Genomic DNA, 17,422 nt, shown 5'->3' with positions numbered 1-17,422 from the left:
GCGGGCACCGTCGCGGTGCCGGCACCGGACCAGGAGGTGTCGAGGCCGTTCGTGATGGTCCAGTGGCCGTCGATCTTCTTGGCCGGCTGGACCCACCGGACCCAGCCGGTCTGGTTCTGGCTGATCGGGTAGGCGATCGAGGCGGCCCGTGACGCGGTGACTGACGTTGACTGCATCCATCTGTTGCCCCAGTACCGCCGCTCCTGGCAAAACCGCTCAGCTCGCCGGCCTGCAGGTTGTTGCCCGTGGGTGCCCAGGCTGTTCAGCGGTGAGTCGATCACGATGAATCCCGGCAGCAGGATGGCCTGGCCCTCAACGCGTGGTTCCGCAACGAAAGCGCTGTGTTGATGTCGATCCCGGCAAGGACCGCACCAGCGACGGGCTGGGTGTCGAAGGGAAACCCGTTGACGACGGGGAGAAGCCATTGCTGTCGATGGAGCCACTGCGAACCTGCGGATCGATTGCCTTCATGCGCTCTTCGAAGAAGGCGGTACCGCGTTCCATGATCCGCCGGTACTCCGGGGGCGGGACCTCCACTCCCATGCTCTCGGCCTTGTCCGGCACCGGCCGCATTCCGCCCGCGCCCGGCCCGGCCACCACCCGTTCCGGCTCCGGCGACACGATGCCCGACGGCCGTCGTCCACCGTCGGCCGCCTCGTCCCACTGCCCGAACGCCACCTCGGCGGCCTCCATCCGGGCCACCTCCGCTTCAATCTCCGCCAGTTCCTTGCGCAGCAGCTCGGCGCGTTCCGCCAGCCGCACCCGCCGCTCGACCGTCCACGTCAGCACGTCCACGATGCAGATCCCTCCCGCGCAGAAGCTACGCAGCAAGCTGAGACCGCTCCCGGGAAGCGCAGAACACGCCTCTGACGGACGATCACGTGCTGCCGATCTCCACCCTGACCAGCACGAGCACCCCACCGAGACGACACGTCAGCCCCGCCGACCAGCAGAAATCAGGATGGCGGGTCCTCAATGGGATGTGTGCCTGTCCACTCTTGTGTCAAGAAATGGCAAAGTCAATATAGCGCTGCAGGTCGTGAAGGAGTGCTCTCCGCGCAGGCGGAGGCGAGTCGGTTTTGACAAGGCCGCCTGACAAGCCGCAGCCGCTGTACACCCGCGTGCCTGCTGGCAACACGCTTTAGTGTCCGGCCAGGTGCTCGACGAGGTCGGCTCAGACTGCGGCCAGCGGTGAGTGCGCGGTGAAAGCGCTGTTGGTGAGGCCGAGAATCTGCTCCAGCATGTCGTGAGCAGGGTGTGCCATCGCTCGCAGTGCTCCGCCCGGTAGGGAGGCTCTGGAGGCAGTCCTGCTTGACCTCCAGGCGCAGCGCGCGGTGCAGCCGTACATACGCGCGGACGGCAGGTGGCACAGCCGCAGAACGGCTGGCGCACATGTGGGTGGCGTAGCTCAGCCCGAACCGGGCACGGGCATCTGCTTGAGGCTGCTACGCACCGCATTCTGGCAACGATCAGTTCTGCGCGGTTCCAAGGGCGTTGCGCAGGAACGCCGTTGCCTGGTCGATGGCTCCGCGGGCGGCTTCGGAGTGACTCAGCGAGTTGAGCATCATGAAGTCGTGGACCGTGCCGTCGTAGCGCACCGTGGTCACCGGAACGCCGGCTGCCCGGAGCTTCGCGGCGTACGCCTCGCCCTCATCGCGCAGCACGTCGGCTTCGTCGACGATCAGCAGGGCGGGCGGCAGACCGGAGAGTTGCTCGATGGTGGCACGGTTGGGAGATGCGGTGATCTCCGCGCGTTGGTTGGGGTCGGTCGTGTAAGCGTCCCAGAACCATTCCATCAGCTTGCGGCTCAGGTAGTAGCCGGTGGCGAATTGGTCGTAGGAACCGGTGTTCATCGCCGCATCCGTGACCGGGTAGTACATCGACTGCTGTACGAACTTGACGTCACCGCGCTGCTTGGCCATGAGGGCGAGTGCGGCGGTCATGTTCCCGCCGACCGATTCCCCGGCCACTGCCATGCGCTGTGCATCCAGCCCCTTCAAGGCCCCCTCGCGGGCGATCCACTGAGCGGTGGCATAGCCCTGCTCGATGGCCACCGGATAGTGCGCCTCCGGCGACGGCGTGTACTCCACGAAGGCCACTGCCGCACGGGCGCCGACCGCCAACTCGCGCACCAGGCGGTCGTGGGTACCGGCATTGCCCAGCACCCAGCCACCGCCGTGCATGTACAACACGACGGGCAGCGTTCCGGTGGCGCCCTGCGGCTTGACGATGCGTACCCGTACATCGCCCACCGCTGCCGGAACCGAAACCCACTCCTCGTCGACCGATAGCTTGTCGACCGGCGCGGCCTGGAGGTCGTCGAGCACCTTGCGCGCTGCGGTCGGATCCAGCTCGTACAGGAACGGATGTTGCGAGGTTGCGTCAGCGAGCTCCTGTGCCTCGCGCTCGAGGACAATTGAGGCGGTTCGACCAGTCATGGGAATGCTCCCTGGAGCGCATCGTGACGAGCGCAGGGCGCTGAAGAGCGCCGCGCTGCGCTCGGGCTGCGGAGCGGTGGGCAGAGCCTCCGCCCTTGTTCAGCCCCTGATGGGTGTATATACCCATGGTAGTCGCCCATGCTCCGCAGATGCATTCCAGGGAACCACCTGATCCGTCCCGCGCCGGGTGCTGCGGTCTTTGGCCGCAGACGGGCGCCACGCACGGTGAAGGACGCGCACGTGGTGCCGTTTCACCCACGGGAACAGAAAGCCGCATGCTCACTCCGGGGCACTGGGGCGACGCCCCGCAACCGCAACTTATCGCGGTCAATTTCGGCTGTCAGCGGCGGGCCAAGTGCCCGGACGGGGAGCTCGTAGGTGCCGGCGCCGGGCCAGCTCTTCGCCGTCGACCAGGGTGAGCATGGGCTGGCCCGGCGGGCACATCATGGTCACGAGGAAGCGGCTCCGGGAGTCCGTCCGGTTGTTTCCGTCCTGGTAGTGAATGACATCGCCGCCCGGCTCCCAGAACGTCTCCCCGGCCTTGATCACGCGTTCCGGCTCACCTTCCAGCTCGAAGAACATCTCCCCCCTCCAGCATGTAGCCGAAGGCAGGTCCCGAGTGCCGGTGCGGAGGGGTACCGGGATCGCCGGGAGGGAACTCGACCAGAACCGTCATCGCCTCCGCCCCCTCCGGAACGAACGGTGGTTTCACCGACTGCAGTACGGTGAGCGCCGTCTTCCATGCTTCCGAGCGCGGCCGGCTCCCGGCTCTACCTGCCGCCTGTTCATTGTTCGGCATGGCGAGGTCTCCTGTGGTGGGCCGGCCGGGTCAGGTGAGCCAGTCGGTGTAGTGGGTGGGGGCGATGCGTGCGTCGCCTTTGGTGGTGAGCACATCGCCGTCAACGGCGGCGAACATGCCGGCGGTGTCGTCGGTGACGACCGTGCGGCCGTCGGGTCGGGTGTTCAGGGTGATCCGGCCGAGTTCGTCGAGGGGATGGACGTCGGGCCCGCCGATGTTGAGGGTCGCGTTCAGAGGGGTACCGGCGGCGACTTCGGCGACGGTGTCGGAGAGGTCCTGGGCGGCGATCGGCTGGAGTGGGGTGGTGGGCAGGCGGACGGTGTCGCCCTCGGTGGACCAGGACATGACGGCGGCGATGAACTCCATGAACTGGGTGGCGCGGACGATCGAGTAGGGGATCGGACCGGCCTTGAGGATGTCTTCCTGCAAGACCTTGGCGCGGTAATAGGCGAGGTTGGGCACCTGGTCCGCGCCGACGATCGAGAGGATGACGAAGTGCCCCACCCCGCCCTTGTGGCCGGCGGCCAGGAGGTTGTCCATCGAGGTCTGGAAGAAGGCGGGAGAAGCATCGTCGAAGGTCGGGGAATTCGTCAGGTTGACGACGCCGTCGGCTCCGGCCACCGCCTCCTCCACTCCCCGACCGGTGATCACGTCGATACCTGTAGACAGCGAGTGCGGCACGGCCTCGTGCCCGGCGGCCTTCAGCTTCTTCACGACCTGCGACCCGATCAGACCGGTACCGCCGATGACGGCGAATTTCATGCGTCACCTTTCGCTGTATATCGATAGGTCATGCGTTCAGATTGAGGCAAAGCAGTGCATGGCGCATGCTGGCCGGTGCGCTCCTGGGCATGCCGGTGACCCCGCGCGCTTGATAGGCGGACCTGCCGTGCAGTGCGAGATCGGCACCGGCACCGAAGACATGGACGCCGTCACCGGTCGGCACATGACGTCGGCCCCATGGCTCTGCACAGCGGCGGGACCCTCGCGCCCTTGCCGGTTCAGGCGGCAAGGCCATCGATCGCCACGGGAAGATGGCGGGGGCCACGCAAGACAGGGTTGGCGCGGTAGGGCGGCGGGTCCGCCATCAGCCGTGGATTCTTGATTCGCCGGAAGAGATGGGGCAAGGCCAGCTGCGCCTCCATCCGGGCCAGCGGGGCGCCGAAGCAGTAGTGGATGCCGGTGTAGAACCCGAGGTGCTGGTTGTCCTCACGGTCGGGGTCGAACCGGTCGGGATCCTCGAAGCGCTTCGGGTCGCGGTTGGCCGAGGCCAGCAGAAGCCAGACCTGCGCACCCTTGGGGATGGTGGTGCCGGCGATGTCGATGTCGGACAGGGCGACGGTGAAGGGGATGAACTGGACCGGCGGTTCATAACGCAGCACCTCCTCGACGAGCGGGACGACCAGGCCCGGTTCGGTCTGGAACCGCTTGAGGATGTCGGGGTGGCGCAGCAGCGTGAGCGTCGCGTTGCTGATCAGGTTGACGGTGGTCTCGTGGCCTGCGATCAGGAGCAGCATCGAGGTGGACGCCAGCTCCGCCGTCGACATGCTGCCGTTGGGGCCGGTTTCCTGGGCGAGGGGGCCGAGGATCCCGCTACCGGGGTGGCGCCGCTTGGCCTCGATCAGGTCGGACAGGTAGGCGCCGAGCTCGCGGCGTGCATCCTGTACCTTCTCTTTCCCTTGGCTGGGGTCGAGGACGGACGCCACGATGTCCGCCCAGCCATGGAAGCGGGGTTCGTCCTCGCGTGGCACGCCGAGAATCCTGCAGATGGCCGTGACGGGAAGGGGGTAGGCGAAGTCTTCGACGACGTCGACCTCGTCCTTGCCATCGAGCGCGTCCAGCAGGTCGGTGATGATTCTGGCGATGTCATCCCGCATGTCGTGGAGGAACCTGGGGCTGTGCGGGGGGCCGAACGGCCGCATCGTCGTGTTGCGCAGCCGGTCGTGTTCCGGCGGGTCGTGGAAGAGGAAGCTGGGCGGCAGATTCGTGTCCTCCTCGGCCACGGCGGGGCCGCCGGCGCCAGGGGCGCGGTTGCGCAGGTCGTTGCTGAGCCGCGGGTCGTTGGCCAGGCTCCGCACCTCGTAGTACGTGCTGACCAGGTAGGAACCGTCGTCCTGACGCGTGACCGGCGACTTGCGCAGTGCGGCGTAGAGCGGGTACGGATCGGCGCGATTCGAGAAGTCGGTGATCTGCGCGGACATGGTGCCGAGGGCCATGGTGTCTCCCTGTGGTGGCGGTCCGGGGCGAGGGTCAGGCACGTGGTGCGATGAACTGGACGCACCGCTCGGTCGGTGAGTGGCCTGTCAGGGTGACAGTCGGCTCGTGGGTGGGAAGGCGGGGGTCCGGGAAGGCTGGATCAACGGGCTGCGGCGCGTCGGTGCGGCGGTCCACCATTGCGTAGTCCGGCGGGAACGACGCTCCGGTCTCTATCTGCTGTTGATAGAACCCGAGCCACTTTCCCGAGTCGAAGGAGGCCGCGGCGATGACCCGGCCGCGATACCCGTACACCGCGACGAACCGCTCCTCGGCGAGCGCGCCCTGGGCTATGACCAACTGGTCGCCCATCGTGGGCACACCAACCGACTTGATGTTGACGCCGAACTGGACGGACCAGAACATCGGCACCCACAGGTGCGGGCGACGGTCCGGGCCCGCGCTGACCATGTTGTGTGCCGCGATCTGGGCCTGTTCCACCGCGTTGCCCCAGTGCTCCAGTGACAGGAACTGGTAGCCGAACAGCGGATGGGGGCTGCGGGCGACGTCACCGGCGGCGTAGATGTCATCGGTGACGATGCCGTTGACGTCGAACACCCGGCACCCGGCGTCGCAGGCGATGCCCCTGGGGCCGGCCGCCAGCCCGGAACCGGAGAGCCACTCGGTGTTCCGGATGGCGCCGAGGGATACCACCGCCACGTCGACGTCGATCGCCGATCCGTCGGACAGGTGGGCACGCCGGAGCCGCCCGGCCTGGTCGCCCTCCAGCGCGGTGACGCTGACACCGCAGCGCAGATCCACTCCATGATCGCGCTGCAGCCGCGCCGCCACCGTGGCGACCACCTCGCCGAGGGCGCCCACCAACGGCGCTGGGGCGCGTTCGGCGACGGTCACCTCCACGTCTCGCTCCCGGCAGACGGAGGCGATCTCGGAGCCCGTGAAACCGGCGCCGATCACCAGCACCCGGCGCGGGCCGGCAGCGAGTTTCCGGGACAGCCGAGCGGAGTCGTCGCGGGTACGCAGCACGAAAACCCCGTCCAGTGCCGCCTCTTCCGGATGGAACCAGGGCCGGGCCTTGGTCCCGGTCGTGATCAGCAGGCGGTCGTAGGGAAGGGCGTCGCCGTTCGCCAGGCGTACGTGCTTGGCGGCCCGGTCCAGGCTCGCGGCGGCCACACCGAGACGCCATTCGGCGTCGATGTCGCGTTTGCGCGGCAGCGCGGTGTCCTCGGCGGGCTCCATCCCCAGCAGCACCTGCTTGGACAGCGGGGGCCGGTCGTACGGCTCGTACGGCTCGTCCCCGACCAGCGTGAGCGACCCCGTAAAGCCCAGGTCACGAAGCGTCTCCGCAGCGCGCAGGCCGGCCAGCGACGCACCGACGACGACGATCCGGCCCTTTCGGCGGAGAGCCTGGACATCGGCGTCAGCCGACATGGCCCTCTGCCCCCTTGGCCGGTTCGTCGGAGAAGTCGACGAGAACGGCCTGGACCGGGCAAGCAGCCGCAGCCTGCTCCACTTGGTCACGCAGTCCCTCGTCGAAGCGGGAGGTAAAGAGCAGCGCCTCCCCGCCGTGCAGTACGAAGACGTCCGGGGCGAGGAAGGCGCACTGCGCGAATCCCTGACACCGGTTGAGATCGACGACAAGCCTCATCTGGAACCCCGCTCCTTGCTCGGGCCACGATGACCGCAGGCTCCGCAGCCTCTCTGCGCTCGGTTCACTCGAAGGGTGGCATGCCCTTCTTCAGGATCAGCTCGGCGGGAGGGCCTCGCAACATGAGCGCAGCGCAGTCGGCGCCACCCGCTCCCACAGGTCTTACGGAGCAAGATCAGTACACACCCGGACGCCTTGCCCCCGCCGAGACCGCCGACAAGACCTGCAGCTCGGCTTCGTCCGGGAAGGCGTCTGGTGGCGAGTGGGCGGGGCGCGAATCGGATCAGTCGGCTGTGGTGGGACCCAGGCGTGGTGCCGAAGGAACATGCGCGTCGTGGCGCGGGAGGGTGTCAGCCGCATCGCCGTGTTCCGCAGGGCAACGGCTGCTGGCCCATCCGCCCAACCTGCCGGGCGACTCGCGCGACGGCCTGGGTTCCCGCGGTCGGCGCTCGGCGTCGTAGCGGGCGAGCGCGGCAGATCCTGGCCGATGCCGGCTACCAGGGCCTCGGGTCCCAGACCGGCGGCCAGGCCGTCACCCCACCGCACCGAAAGTTCCGCAAGAACCCGCCCGCCTGGTACGAGGAGATGCACGCCAGGGACAAGCACGCGCACTCCTCACGGCGCATCCGCGTCGAGCACGGCATCGCTCACCTGAAGAACTGGAGGTCTCTCAACTGTCACCACGGCCGCCGCGAGTACCTGTCCGCCCGCTGGTGCCCAGGTAACTCGATGGCGTCAGTCGGTCGACGAAGACCAGCTTGTCCTGGCACCGGCTCCGACGGCCCGCTGGCGGGCACGGGATGCGAGCCGGTCATGGTGACGCTCGTGCCACAGCAGTCCGATCTCCTCGATGAGTTCAGAGATCACCCCCGGACGGTAGCCCTGTGACACGACAATCATGCACGAGCTCGTAAGGGCTGACCCATAACCGGTCTTTGAGTCGCTGCGGACCGATCGACGTTGTACCGGCCGGGCTTCATCGGCTAGAGAACTCTCATTGTCACCGGGACAGCCCCAGGAACCGGGTAGCCGATTCCCACGCCTGATGGGCGTGCTCGGCGGAGTAATGGGGACTCCCGGGATCGCAGAAGCCATGGCGACACGGATAGATCTCTGTCACCACATCTCTTCGGCCTGCCAGCTTCTCGGCAACTGCCGGTGCCGAGAAGCTGGGCTCCTGCGCGGCGAAGACCACGAGGCACGGCGCGGCCGGCTGGACATCCAGGTGGTCACGGATCCGAGATCCGTAGAAGCACACAGTCTTGTCCACTGCGCCTGCCCCGGAAGCGAGCCATGCGCTGGTGGCTCCGACGCTGAAGCCGATGCAGAGCACTCTGCGATATCGCTCACGCAGGCCCCCGGTGAACTGTACGAGCGCTTGGCTCATACTCATCACGCCAGGGGTCCGCATGAATTCCCGGTACGCCTGGCGCTCGTCCTCCCGGGGATACACGAAGCCCGACGGCAGAAAACTGGGCGTGAAGACATCGCACCGGTAGGGGCGAAGCATCCTGGCAACGCCGATGATGTGGTCGTTGACACCGTAGATCTCGTGGGCAACGACCACAGCAGTGTCGTGACTGCGGTCACCCAGCGATCGGCTTGTCATGAAGGGAATGTAACCGAACTCGCGAACTAGGGTCCGTCTTCAAATGGTCGTTCGATGGTGGATCATGGTGTCGTGATTCGACGTCATGAACTGACCGACTCCGAGTGGGAGTTACTGGCTCCGCTGATACCGAGTGCCAGCAGAGGCCGGCCTCGGACCGAGGACCGCAGGGTCATCAACGGGATGGTCTACAAGATCCGGACCGGGGTCTCCTGGCGTGACCTGCCAGAACGCTACGGCCCGTGGAAGACGGTCTACACTCGCTTCCGCCGCTATGCCATCGACGGCGTGTTCACCCGGGCCCTGCAACGGATCCAGGCCCGTGCCGACGCCGCTGGTGACATCGACTGGCTGGTCCAGATCGACTCCACCATCGTCCGCGCCCACCAGCACGCCGCCGCCACCGGCCGAAAAGGGGGAGGCACCGGACGGACGAACCGGACGATCACGCCCTCGGCCGATCCCGGGGAGGCCTGACCAGCAAAATCCACCTCGCCTGCGACGGCCGCGGCCGCCCCCTGGCCATCCTGCTCACTCCGGGCCAACGACACGACGGCATCTGCGCACGCCCCCTGCTCGAACGCATCCGAGTGCCCCGTACCGGACCAGGCCGGCCCCGCTGCCGCCCAGATCACGTGATCGCAGACAAGGCCTACAGTTCACGCGGCTTCCGCGCCTACCTGCGTAAACGCGGCATCGGACACACGATCCCGGAGAAGAACGACCAGAAGCGGCACCGCCGAAACCGAGGCCGACGAGGCGGCCGGCCGACAAGCTTCAACAGCGAGATCTACCGCCGCCGCAACACCGTCGAACGCTGCTTCAACCAACTCAAAGGCTTCCGCGGCATCGCCACCCGCTACGAGAAGACCGCCACCTCCTACGAAGCAGCAGTCACACTCGCATCACTCCTGCTCTGGGCAAGATCAATTTGAAGACGGACCCTAGAACCGCGCCCGCGTATGCGAGGAAGAATCACCCGTCACGGGCCCCCACGTGTGACCGGCTGAGCAGCTCAGTGGCCGGGGTCGGAAGCGGCCCACGCCGGGATGCGGCTGTGCCCAGTAGCCGCCGGCGGTGCTGGTTGGGGTGATGGCCGCTATCCACAGGCCGGCCCGGGCAGGCTCCGGGGCCATGAACAACAACCCGCTGGACAGAGTCCGGAAGAACAAGGCGCCGCACTGCGAGCGTCACCACGCGCATCTCACTCCTGAGCGGCGGGCCGAGGCGGCCGCGTGGTTCCCTGTCGGCCGCCAGGCGCAGATGGCGTTCCTCCTGGTCCGGTACGACAACAACGTCCCGGTGCTCGCGGCGGTCCTCGGGACGAGTGGGCGTGCGGTGTGCCGTTATGCCCGCGGCGGGCTCCTGCCGCCCGGGCCCCGGCTGCGCCGGGCTTTGCGGCGCCGGGTGCTGGATCTGGTGTGCCCGGGGTGCCTGGCTGACCGGGCGGTCGAGGAAGCGCGCCAGGCGGAGCGGGATGTGCGGCGTGCGGCCCGCCGGTCTGCGCGCGGACGGGACCGTTCGGGTCGCTGAGAAGCTGTGTCACATCCTCGTTTCGCAGGTTGGGGCGGTGGCCCAGTTGCTTTGCTGGGTCAGCGCATCTGGGTGAGCCGGCGTTCGACGTCTTTGGGATCGCGTGCCCATATCTCTCCGATTTCGCGGGAGATGGGGTCGGGGAAGATCTCCGGATCTCCGCGTTCCAGTCCGTCCAGAATGGCGCGAGCCACCTCTTGCGGTGTCGTCGGCGGGTAGGTGCCGAGGTCCGGGGCCGAGCTGAGGGCCTGGGCGAGCATGTCGGTCTCCACCGGTCCCGGGAACACGCCGTGCACGGTGATACCACGCGGCACGAGGTCCTCGCGGAAGGCCTGGGTCATGAGGTTGAGTGCAGCCTTGGAAGCCGGATAGCCGCCCACGCCCGGGGTGCCGCCGAAAGCTCCTATGCTGATGACATTGACGATGGCGCCACCGCCGTTGTGCTCGGTCACCGGGGCGAAAGCGCGGACCATCCGCAGGGGGCCCAGGACGTTGGTGCGTATGACGTTCTCGACGGCATCGAGCTCCATGTCGATCAGGTGGCCGAGGTTGACGACCCCCGCGTTGTTGACCAGGACCGTCACATCCGGCGCGGCCTGTACGGCCGCACTGATCGCCTGTGGGCTGGTGACATCGAGCACCAGCGGGACCACGCGCTCCGGGTCCGCCGCGGTCACCGGCTCCAGCGCCTCCGACCGCCGGGCTGCCGCGTAAGCACGGGCCGCGTCCCTGGCCAGGCACTCGGCCAGCAGAGCCCGGCCGATACCGCGGTTGGCGCCTGTCACGAGGACGACAGAGTCCTTGATCTGTATGCCGCCAGTCCCTTCCCTTCGTGCGGCGCCCCCTGTACCCACTCTCACCCCAGCACCACCACCGCGCACTCCTATGCCTGGTCTTCCCAACAGAATGCTGATGTCCCGCTGCCTGGCCCGGCCGCACCGCCACCCGAAGGCAGCCCTGGTCACCCTCACGGCAGCCGTCCGAAGAGCCCTCCCCGGCCGATCGGATGCCCGTCCATTGACGCTGAACCGAACGGCAAACAGGATCACCTCATGGATCATGCCTGTGACCTGCACAAAGAGTTGTGAGATAGCTTCTCGGGGACTTGTCCGCGGCGCGGGTACTTCGCCTCGACAGGGCCGTGACGATCAGCCTTCCGAAGACGGAGTGACTCGGACGTCCCCACGCCGTTCGTGGGCGCGTCACGGGCTGGCGAAGATGTTGTGCCCACCGATGCGTCGCCAGACGATATGCTGCGCGCCCCGCATCCGCTCCGTCCCGTATGACTAGGTCGCACGCACGCCCCCGGACCAGGTGAGCTCGTAGACGCCTGGCGCGCACGGGACGCGCTTGATGCGAAGGCCCGCGCGGAAGCGGCCGGCGCGGAGGTCGGGGATCTCGTGCGCACCATTCGACGATGCCCGGCGCTCTCGCGCGCACCCGGTGCACCGCGCCACCCGCATCGAGGTGCGCACCGGCGATGCGGCGCACTGAGCCTTCGCCAACTTGAAGTCGCAGGTCAAAGGGCTGGTGTGACCGGTTCTCGGGGTGCTCACGCTGGTCGTGGGCGGAAGTCTGCGGGGTAGACCGTCGGTCAGCGGTTGACTTCGAGGTTCGTCAGGACGAGCAGGGCGCGCAGGAGCAGGGTGGCGCGGGCGGGGTCGGTGCGGAGTTTGGTGAGGGTCCGCCAGTTCTTGAGGTGGGCGAAGCCGTGCTCGACCGGTGCCCGTCCGACGGCGAGGACATGGTTGGCGGTCTTCTGGCCGGGTGTGAGCTTGTGAGCACGGCTGGCTGCGAACCCGGTGACGATCACGGGGTCGCGTGCGTCGTCGTCCAGGCCGCGGAAGCCGAGGTCCGCCAGCGCCCCGAGACCGGCGGCGCGCAGGTGGGCCAGGACGTGGTCGTGGCGGGCGGCGGTGTTGTCGTGAGTGCGGCCGGGACGGGCGCGGATATCCCGATCAGCTGGCCTCTCTCGTCGGTCAGGGCGAGGAAGTGCAGGTAGACAAGCGGGCAGGTGTCCCCGGCGCGTTCGTTGGTACTCGTCACACAGTTCCAACGGCCGCCGGGGGCACCCCGGTCACGCCCCCGACGCACCGTTCCGGGTGTCGCCGTGCCTGGTCACAGGCGGGTGGTGAACCGGCCGTCGGGCAGTTTCCGCGGCCAGCCGTGGTCGGCCAGCCTGATCAGCTTCCCGCGCAGCGGTTCCAGCTTGCCCCGCACGCTGATGTCGACCCCCAGCACTTCGCCGACCTGCCGGGCCATGACCGGTCCGGCGGCCTGCCGCACGGCGGCCAGGATGCGCTGGTACTCCGGCGGGAGCGTGACCTCCTCCACGCCCGGTGCGCGTTGCGGGATCAGTATCACCGCCTGTCCGCCCACCTGCCCGGCCGCCGTCGGCGCGGCCGAGGCGCGCTCGTCGGCGAGCTGCTCGCTCACCCGTTCAAGGACTCGTTCGGCGACGGCGAGTTCGTCCCGCTCGGCCCGCACCTCTGCCAGCTGCTTGGCCAGCTGTTCCTCGAGTTCGTCCAGCTCCGCGCGCCGCGCGGTGATCCGTTCCAGCAGCTCGGGATCCAGCATGCACCGGATCCTAGAAGATCGCCCGGTTAACGGTGAGTGCGAACCGACAAGCTGGACCTGGAGTGAGAGATGGCGGCGGTCGAACTGACAAAGATGCGCCCAGCGTTGCTCGACTCAAAGCACGCGCTGGTAGCGGAGCTCTGTGAGCGTGATCCCGTCGTAGACGTCGTCCTGGGCCGCACCGTCAGCCTGATAGCCGGCCCGTTCGTAGAAGCGCTGGGCTCGTTGGTTGTCACACAGAACCCACAAAGCTGACGCCTCGAAGCCCTGGCCCTTCATCTGGGCATGAGCCTCGCCCAGGAGGATCCGGCCGATGCCCCGGCCGATCAGATCCGGCGAGATGTACAGGGCGTAGACCTCACCGACCCGTCCCGGACCGGGCATCGCACTTCGACACGGCCCGAAGCAGATCCACCCCACCGGGCCACGGTCACCGAGCGCCACAAGGTCTCGTGACTTTCGTCCGGGTTGAGAAAACCGCTGCCGCCGTTGACCGGCATCACCTTCCACCGTCATGGAATCCAAATACGGCTGGGGAACGATGCCGGCGTACGCCGCCTGCCATCCTCGGACTCGGATCGTCGAAACGGCCTCGATGTCGGCCGCATCCATCTCCCGCACGCGCACCATCGCGCCACCGTAATGGCACAGGTACCTCAGGACGAACTACTTTACCCCGTTGTCGGGTGCCTCCCCTAACGAGAGCGGCTCCTGACGAACGATCTTCTCCGCGGACTGCCGCCCACGACCAGCATGAGCACCCCGAGAACCGGTCACACCAGCCCTTTGACCTGCGACTTCAAGTTGACGGAGGCTCAGTGCGGCGCATCGGGTGCACGCCGGCCGGTGCGGAGTGCGCATCGAGGGCCTTGCCCACGCCGTCGGCCTCCAGCTGGCGGAGGATGTCGGCGATGTCCTCGTGGTCCTCGGTGAGGATCTGCGCGGCGAAGTCGATGACCGCGTGGGCGATGCCCTGCGCCGGGTCCGGCCCGGCCTGCGCCCAGCTGCGCAGGGTGGTGATGAGCACCCGCCCGAGCGCTTCCGGGGCGAAGGCGTCGTCACACGGCACGGCCACGTCCGGGCCGGGCAGCGCGGTGCTCGGGACGACGATCTGTTCGGCGACGTCCACGAGCAGCATGGGCATCCGCGGCTCGGCACCGGCGAACTCGGCAGCGGCCACGGTGTCGTCGGCCTGGACGGCCCGGAGGTAGTTGAACGCGCTGATCGCCGCGTCCGGGGTCATCGCAGCGAGCGGCGTGATGGTGGTGTCGGGCATGACGGCTCCTCACGTACGGGCTGCCTCGCTGGTGGAGGCGGCCTCACCGCAGAGCCTGGAATGGATCACCTGTGGACAACGTCCGCCCCCGAGCGGGGGAGAAGTCTCCCAGGGTCGTTTCTGGCCCGCCGCCAGGTGGCTCTTTCTTCCGGGCCGAGGCCGTCTTGGCTGACGTGCCCAGCTCATGGCGCCTGCTGAGCCTTCTTGACCTGAAGTTTGGTTGAGGCCCTAACGTCATGGCATGTTGATCACCGCCTGATGACAGGAGAAGTCCTCATGATCCTTGTAACCGGAGCAACGGGAAATATAGGAAGCGCCCTCCTGCGAGAGCTCCAGGCGTTCGGTGCCGGGCCGCTGAGGGGGCTCACCCGTGACATTGCGCGGGCCGCGTTCCCGGAAGGGGTCGAAGCCGTTGCGGGTGACTTCGCTCGGACAGCCTCGCTGAAGCCCGCGTTGGAGGATGTGCGATCGCTGTTTCTTGTGTCACGCATGGGTCCGGACGCCGAGATCATCGAGGCGGCTCGGCAGGCAGACGTGGAGCACGTAGTGCTGGTGTCGTCCATTACCGTCCAGACCCATCCGCACTTGGGCCCCGCCGGTGAGAACCTGGCTGTCGAGCAGCTGCTCAAGGACAGCGGCATGGCGTGGACGATCCTGCGGCCGACGCAGTTCGCCTCGAATGCCCTGTGGTGGGCGGGAACGATCCGCGAGCGCGAAACGGTCCGTGTACCGTATGCGAACATTGGCCTCCCCACGATCCATCCCGCAGACATCGCATCGGTGGCTCGGGTGGCACTGACCGAGTCCGGACACCAACAGCAGACATATGCGCTGACCGGTCCGGAGCGGATCACGGCCCGGCAGCAGGTCAGGACCATCGCGGCAGTACTGGGGCGAGAAGTGCCGTTCGCCGAGATCAGCCGGCAGGAAGCCCATCGTCAGATGGCCGTCTTCCTGGGCGACGAAGCCGCGGACGCAGTGCTCGACGTGACAGGAGGCGACGTCAACGACGAGCTGCTCACGGTGCGCGACACTGCTTCCCAGATCACCGGTGCCCCGGCCAGGACGTTTCAGCAATGGGCCTCGGAGAATGCCGCCGCCTTCCGCTGAGCCGCCTGATTCCGAGCATGTTCATCGTGCCCGACGACGGGGCGGCCGTCCGGGCCAGGGCCTTCGCTGAATGTGGAAGCCCAGGAAGACGAAGCCGTCGTCGATGTGGGCGATGCGGGTCTTCTCGGCCGAGAGAGTCATCTTCAGCTTGCGGGCCAGCAGCTCACCGATCTCCGTCTTGATCGTTTCGGGCCTCGGACTCATGGCGTTGTCGGCTAGGGAAACCGGGGTGTGCTGTCCTGACCGCTCGGCTGGCGATCACTGTCCGGCAGAAGCCTCTGGGGCCTTCAACCTGGCACATGACGTACGTTTCGACATGATCAACATTTCAGGAGCAAACAATGTCCCTCTTCATCCCCGACTTCGACGAAACCGTCGTCGTACGCGCTGCTGACGCCGAATTGACAGGCGTGGGCGGCCCGGTGACCAACCAGCTGCTCGTGGACAGCCCCGCCACGGGTGGCGCACTCTCCACCATGCGTGTCACCCTCGGCAAGGGCGCGAATGGCGCCCGTCCGCATCACCACGGCAAGTCCGCCGAGATGTTTTATGTCCTCGATGGCACCGCCCAGCTGCTGTCGGGCGATCAAGTAGTCACCGCGGAGCGCGGAGACGTGGTCGTCGTACCGCCCGGCACACAGCATGCCTTTGCCGCCGCGCCCGGCGAGATTGCGGACATGCTCGTCATCATCACGCCCGGGGTGGAGCGCTTCGAGTACTTCCGCCATCTCGAGCGCATCCGCTACGGCAAGGTACCGCCGGAGAGCCTCCTCGAAGTTCAGGAACTGTACGACTCCTACTTCGGGACCAGCACGGTCTGGGACGCCGCACGCGGATAACCCGGATGCTGCTCACCTTGGTCCACCCGCGCGCCAGGCTCCCTCATGTCGGCCCTGCGTGACCCGCGGCCGGGTTCTGTGCGTGTACACCCGGGGTTCGCATGGAGGCGGCCGCCGCTGTGTGGTTCAACGACAGTGCCCTGGAGACTGCCGCGCCCCCTTGGTTCGTCCATGCTCGCCGAAGCGGAGGGAATCGCCGACACGGTCCTGGAGCATCGCGACCTACCAGGCGGCGTCTTCCCTCTCGCTCCTGACGGGGTGACCGAGGAAGAACGCGACGCCCGCCGCACACTCGCATACTGGGGTCTGTGCCTACGACGGCCTGCCCCTGTGGGTGCGGGTTCCGGTTGTCGGAGCTTTGGAGGCCATCGACCGGAGCTTGGATGTCGAGCACGCCCAGGCGGCCGTGAAGGATCTGCCCTTTACGGTCTACGAACACCGCGCCAGCCGCTGATCAAGGCGCCTCCACGCGGGAGACCTCTGCGGGCGAGTATCCAGAAGCGACGCCCGAGCCCCTGGAAGGACTGTGCCGGGCTGCGGGGTGTGGTGTTCTGGCGCAGGCTGGCGGCATGCCGAGTGGGTGTGCGTTGTGGTCGGGTGCGATTGGGTTCGGGCTGGTGTCCGTGCCGGTGCAACTGGTGCCTGCGATTTTGTCCTGGGCGGCGCGGCGACCGCGGTCGCCGCGCTGCTCGCGTGGGCCGTGCTGACGGCCGTGGGCCGCCGCCAGGACAAGAGTCCTGGCCGCCCGGCCTGGTCGGCGCGGTCCTGCTGCTCGTGATCTTCGATGTCCTCCTCCGCCTCGCCCGCACCTTTCGCACGGGGGACTTCTTCGTCCCGGCCAACGCGCGCCGCCTGCTCGTCATCGCCGGGCTGGTCTTTCTGATCGGCACGCTTCCCCCGGCTCTGGACGTTCTGACGACGCATCTCCTGGTCGACGGCACGCCGGTGGGGCAGGCCGTCCGCACCCCCTACTCCCTCGACACCGTGGCGGTGTTCGGGGCCTTGCTGACCGCGGCTGCGGCCGCAGCGTTCCGCCAGGGGGCGCGTCTGCGCGAGGATGCAGAGGGCTTGGTCTGATGCCGCCGGAGGACCCGCACGAGATCCACTGCCACCTTGACCGGCTTCTGGCCGACCGCGGCATGACCCTGGCCGAGCTCGCCGACCGCGTCGGAGTGACGGTTGCGAACCTGTCGATCCTGAAGAACGACCGCGCCAAGGCGATCCGCTTCAGCACCTTGAGCGCGATCTGCCGCGAGCTCCACTGCCAACCCGCAGACGTCCTCACATTCGGTACACAATGAGGACAAGCGGCGCGTCACGAAGCGGCGGGGCAAAGGTTCTCTGATGCGGCACTAACGATCTCGTGCACGGTTGGCCGT

General features: G+C 67.6%; 21 protein-coding genes and 2 pseudogenes. 6 read left to right on the top strand and 17 right to left on the bottom strand.

The window, feature by feature from the left end:
• Positions 1–312 precede the first annotated feature (312 nt).
• The 10 genes and pseudogenes from J1792_RS31405 to J1792_RS31370 form a co-directional block, all read right to left on the bottom strand.
• Positions 313–795: a hypothetical protein gene (locus J1792_RS31405; RefSeq protein WP_086569646.1), complete on the bottom strand. Its 483-nt coding sequence runs from the start codon at positions 793–795 to the stop codon at positions 313–315.
• A gap of 674 nt (positions 796–1,469) precedes the next feature.
• Entirely contained in the window at positions 1,470–2,438 is a 969-nt protein-coding gene (locus J1792_RS31400; RefSeq protein ID WP_086569648.1) for an alpha/beta hydrolase, read from the bottom strand.
• 327 nt (positions 2,439–2,765) lie between these two features.
• Positions 2,766–3,237: pseudogene (locus tag J1792_RS31395) on the bottom strand (cupin domain-containing protein).
• 30 nt (positions 3,238–3,267) lie between these two features.
• On the bottom strand, positions 3,268–3,999 hold the full coding sequence (locus J1792_RS31390; RefSeq protein ID WP_086569649.1) for an SDR family oxidoreductase: 732 nt from the start codon (positions 3,997–3,999) through the stop codon (positions 3,268–3,270).
• Between the two features lie 239 nt (positions 4,000–4,238).
• Positions 4,239–5,453: a cytochrome P450 gene (locus J1792_RS31385; protein ID WP_207248722.1), complete on the bottom strand. Its 1,215-nt coding sequence runs from the start codon at positions 5,451–5,453 to the stop codon at positions 4,239–4,241.
• A gap of 34 nt (positions 5,454–5,487) precedes the next feature.
• Positions 5,488–6,882 (bottom strand): NAD(P)/FAD-dependent oxidoreductase, encoded by a 1,395-nt coding sequence (locus J1792_RS31380; protein WP_207248721.1) that lies wholly within the window; start codon positions 6,880–6,882, stop codon positions 5,488–5,490.
• Positions 6,872–7,099 (bottom strand): ferredoxin, encoded by a 228-nt coding sequence (locus tag J1792_RS31375; protein WP_086569655.1) that lies wholly within the window; start codon positions 7,097–7,099, stop codon positions 6,872–6,874. The genes J1792_RS31380 and J1792_RS31375 overlap by 11 nt, the downstream gene beginning before the upstream one ends.
• A gap of 294 nt (positions 7,100–7,393) precedes the next feature.
• A pseudogene (locus tag J1792_RS34750) lies at positions 7,394–7,574 on the bottom strand (FAD-dependent oxidoreductase); the annotation flags it as partial.
• Between the two features lie 260 nt (positions 7,575–7,834).
• Positions 7,835–7,966: a hypothetical protein gene (locus tag J1792_RS35210; protein WP_278186463.1), complete on the bottom strand. Its 132-nt coding sequence runs from the start codon at positions 7,964–7,966 to the stop codon at positions 7,835–7,837.
• Between the two features lie 133 nt (positions 7,967–8,099).
• On the bottom strand, positions 8,100–8,708 hold the full coding sequence (locus tag J1792_RS31370; RefSeq protein WP_207248720.1) for a dienelactone hydrolase family protein: 609 nt from the start codon (positions 8,706–8,708) through the stop codon (positions 8,100–8,102).
• 54 nt (positions 8,709–8,762) lie between these two features.
• Between J1792_RS31370 and J1792_RS31365 the strand changes: the two genes are divergently transcribed.
• Together J1792_RS31365 and J1792_RS31360 are read left to right on the top strand one after the other, a co-directional pair.
• A protein-coding gene (locus J1792_RS31365; RefSeq protein WP_242645916.1) for an IS5 family transposase occupies positions 8,763–9,643 on the top strand; the annotation gives its coding sequence in 2 pieces (ribosomal slippage) (positions 8,763–9,137 and positions 9,140–9,643; 879 coding nt in all).
• 199 nt (positions 9,644–9,842) lie between these two features.
• Complete coding sequence (locus J1792_RS31360) at positions 9,843–10,241, top strand: hypothetical protein (RefSeq protein ID WP_086569691.1); 399 nt, start codon at positions 9,843–9,845, stop codon at positions 10,239–10,241.
• A 59-nt stretch (positions 10,242–10,300) separates the two neighbouring features.
• On the opposite strand, the gene J1792_RS31355 is transcribed toward J1792_RS31360, so the two are convergent.
• The 6 genes from J1792_RS31355 to J1792_RS31335 form a co-directional block, all read right to left on the bottom strand.
• Entirely contained in the window at positions 10,301–11,026 is a 726-nt protein-coding gene (locus tag J1792_RS31355) for an SDR family NAD(P)-dependent oxidoreductase (protein WP_207248719.1), read from the bottom strand.
• A gap of 809 nt (positions 11,027–11,835) precedes the next feature.
• Positions 11,836–12,135 carry a transposase family protein gene (locus J1792_RS35545; RefSeq protein WP_372446208.1) on the bottom strand — a complete coding sequence of 100 codons (300 nt, stop codon included), beginning with the start codon at positions 12,133–12,135 and terminating at the stop codon, positions 11,836–11,838.
• On the bottom strand, positions 12,051–12,287 hold the full coding sequence (locus tag J1792_RS35540; protein WP_242705531.1) for a hypothetical protein: 237 nt from the start codon (positions 12,285–12,287) through the stop codon (positions 12,051–12,053). Before J1792_RS35540 ends, J1792_RS35545 begins: the two co-directional genes overlap by 85 nt.
• A gap of 72 nt (positions 12,288–12,359) precedes the next feature.
• On the bottom strand, positions 12,360–12,818 hold the full coding sequence (locus J1792_RS31345) for a hypothetical protein (protein ID WP_207248718.1): 459 nt from the start codon (positions 12,816–12,818) through the stop codon (positions 12,360–12,362).
• Between the two features lie 114 nt (positions 12,819–12,932).
• Positions 12,933–13,448 (bottom strand): GNAT family N-acetyltransferase, encoded by a 516-nt coding sequence (locus J1792_RS31340; protein WP_207248717.1) that lies wholly within the window; start codon positions 13,446–13,448, stop codon positions 12,933–12,935.
• Positions 13,449–13,617: 169 nt separating this feature from the next.
• Positions 13,618–14,094, bottom strand: coding sequence for a hypothetical protein (locus J1792_RS31335; protein ID WP_207248716.1), 477 nt, complete (start codon positions 14,092–14,094; stop codon positions 13,618–13,620).
• A 276-nt stretch (positions 14,095–14,370) separates the two neighbouring features.
• Here J1792_RS31335 and J1792_RS31330 point away from each other — a divergent pair, with 276 nt between their 5' ends.
• A complete protein-coding gene (locus J1792_RS31330) occupies positions 14,371–15,204 on the top strand; it encodes an NAD(P)H-binding protein (protein WP_086569665.1) in 834 nt (277 codons plus the stop codon).
• A 21-nt stretch (positions 15,205–15,225) separates the two neighbouring features.
• Here the strand turns inward: J1792_RS31330 and J1792_RS31325 are convergent, their stop codons facing one another.
• Positions 15,226–15,408 carry a hypothetical protein gene (locus J1792_RS31325; RefSeq protein WP_207248715.1) on the bottom strand — a complete coding sequence of 61 codons (183 nt, stop codon included), beginning with the start codon at positions 15,406–15,408 and terminating at the stop codon, positions 15,226–15,228.
• A 137-nt stretch (positions 15,409–15,545) separates the two neighbouring features.
• Between J1792_RS31325 and J1792_RS31320 the strand changes: the two genes are divergently transcribed.
• The 3 genes from J1792_RS31320 to J1792_RS31310 all read left to right on the top strand — a co-directional run bounded on the left by J1792_RS31320 (position 15,546) and on the right by J1792_RS31310 (position 17,344).
• Positions 15,546–16,043, top strand: a complete 498-nt coding sequence (locus J1792_RS31320) for a cupin domain-containing protein (RefSeq protein ID WP_086569667.1) — start codon at positions 15,546–15,548, stop codon at positions 16,041–16,043.
• 774 nt (positions 16,044–16,817) lie between these two features.
• Positions 16,818–17,120 (top strand): DUF2975 domain-containing protein, encoded by a 303-nt coding sequence (locus J1792_RS36015; protein ID WP_086569669.1) that lies wholly within the window; start codon positions 16,818–16,820, stop codon positions 17,118–17,120.
• Complete coding sequence (locus tag J1792_RS31310) at positions 17,120–17,344, top strand: helix-turn-helix domain-containing protein (RefSeq protein WP_086569670.1); 225 nt, start codon at positions 17,120–17,122, stop codon at positions 17,342–17,344. The genes J1792_RS36015 and J1792_RS31310 overlap by 1 nt, the downstream gene beginning before the upstream one ends.
• Positions 17,345–17,422 lie beyond the last annotated feature (78 nt).

The sequence above is a fragment of the Streptomyces triculaminicus genome (assembly GCF_017349075.1).
Classification (GTDB): Bacteria; Actinomycetota; Actinomycetes; order Streptomycetales; family Streptomycetaceae; genus Streptomyces; species Streptomyces triculaminicus.
The sequence above is the reverse complement of the archived record's forward strand: the minus strand, read 5'-3'. Positions and strand labels throughout refer to the sequence as shown.

Excerpts from the sequence above, each read along its gene's own strand:
- J1792_RS31320 (WP_086569667.1), top strand. The coding sequence starts at position 15,546 with ATGTCCCTCTTCATCCCCGACTTCGACGAAACCGTCGTCGTACGCGCT.
- J1792_RS31340 (WP_207248717.1), bottom strand. The coding sequence starts at position 13,448 with ATGGTGCGCGTGCGGGAGATGGATGCGGCCGACATCGAGGCCGTTTCG.
- J1792_RS31310 (WP_086569670.1), top strand. The coding sequence starts at position 17,120 with ATGCCGCCGGAGGACCCGCACGAGATCCACTGCCACCTTGACCGGCTT.
- J1792_RS31345 (WP_207248718.1), bottom strand. The coding sequence starts at position 12,818 with ATGCTGGATCCCGAGCTGCTGGAACGGATCACCGCGCGGCGCGCGGAG.
- J1792_RS31335 (WP_207248716.1), bottom strand. The coding sequence starts at position 14,094 with ATGCCCGACACCACCATCACGCCGCTCGCTGCGATGACCCCGGACGCG.
- J1792_RS31330 (WP_086569665.1), top strand. The coding sequence starts at position 14,371 with ATGATCCTTGTAACCGGAGCAACGGGAAATATAGGAAGCGCCCTCCTG.
- J1792_RS31375 (WP_086569655.1), bottom strand. The coding sequence starts at position 7,099 with ATGAGGCTTGTCGTCGATCTCAACCGGTGTCAGGGATTCGCGCAGTGC.
- J1792_RS31385 (WP_207248722.1), bottom strand. The coding sequence starts at position 5,453 with ATGGCCCTCGGCACCATGTCCGCGCAGATCACCGACTTCTCGAATCGC.
- J1792_RS31400 (WP_086569648.1), bottom strand. The coding sequence starts at position 2,438 with ATGACTGGTCGAACCGCCTCAATTGTCCTCGAGCGCGAGGCACAGGAG.
- J1792_RS31380 (WP_207248721.1), bottom strand. The coding sequence starts at position 6,882 with ATGTCGGCTGACGCCGATGTCCAGGCTCTCCGCCGAAAGGGCCGGATC.
- J1792_RS31360 (WP_086569691.1), top strand. The coding sequence starts at position 9,843 with ATGAACAACAACCCGCTGGACAGAGTCCGGAAGAACAAGGCGCCGCAC.
- J1792_RS31370 (WP_207248720.1), bottom strand. The coding sequence starts at position 8,708 with ATGACAAGCCGATCGCTGGGTGACCGCAGTCACGACACTGCTGTGGTC.
- J1792_RS31390 (WP_086569649.1), bottom strand. The coding sequence starts at position 3,999 with ATGAAATTCGCCGTCATCGGCGGTACCGGTCTGATCGGGTCGCAGGTC.
- J1792_RS31325 (WP_207248715.1), bottom strand. The coding sequence starts at position 15,408 with ATGAGTCCGAGGCCCGAAACGATCAAGACGGAGATCGGTGAGCTGCTG.